Origin of the sequence: Rhodococcus sp. IEGM 1307 (assembly GCF_030056915.1) — a bacterium.
Lineage (GTDB): Bacteria > Actinomycetota > Actinomycetes > Mycobacteriales > Mycobacteriaceae > Rhodococcus_F > Rhodococcus_F opacus_D.
The window spans coordinates 1-755 of the sequence record NZ_JASHKW010000070.1 but is presented as its reverse complement, the minus strand read 5'-3'; the positions used below and the strand labels follow the sequence as shown (position 1 = coordinate 755).

General features: G+C 68.9%; 1 protein-coding gene. It reads right to left on the bottom strand.

Annotated elements, in window-relative coordinates; genetic code table 11:
- The coding region (locus QM841_RS42845) for an AMP-binding protein (RefSeq protein WP_283336791.1) at positions 1-755 on the bottom strand (755 nt) is incomplete at both ends.

The following is a 755-nucleotide window of genomic DNA, read 5'->3' as shown; positions in this document are numbered from 1 at the left end:
CCCTCACCCACCACCACCACCGCAGCCGCCACCCCCGGACACCGCCCCAACACCGACTCCACCTCCCCCAACTCCACCCGCTGCCCCCGCACCTTCACCTGAAAATCAGCCCGCCCCACAAACACCAACGACCCCAACCCATCCCACCGCACCAAATCCCCCGTCCGATACAACCGCGAACCCACACCCCCGAACGGATCCGCCACAAACGACCCCGCCGTCAACCCCGCCCGCCCCAAATACCCCCGCGCCAACCCCGCACCCCCCACATACAACTCCCCCACCACACCCACCGGCACCGGCCGCAACCACCCATCCAGCACCACCACCTCCACCCCCACCGCCGGACCCCCCACCGTCACCACACCCCCCGCCACCAACGCATCACTCACCGTCGCCTGAACCGTCACCTCCGTCGGCCCATACGCATCGAACAACTCCCGCCCCGGCGCCCACCGCGCCACCAACTCCGGCCCCAACACCTCCCCCGCCACCACCAACACCCGCACCGACCCCAACGCCCCCTCCTCCACCGTCGCCAACACCGACGGCGTCACAAAACAATGCGTCACCCCATTGACCGCCAACCACTCCCCCAACGCCGCACCCCCGAACACCCCCGGCGGCGCCACCACCAACCGCGCCCCCACCGAAAACGCCATCAACCACTCGTACACCGACGCATCAAAACTCGGCGACGCCACATGCGACACCCGACACCCCGACCACAAACCAAACCGAACCCGCACCTCCTC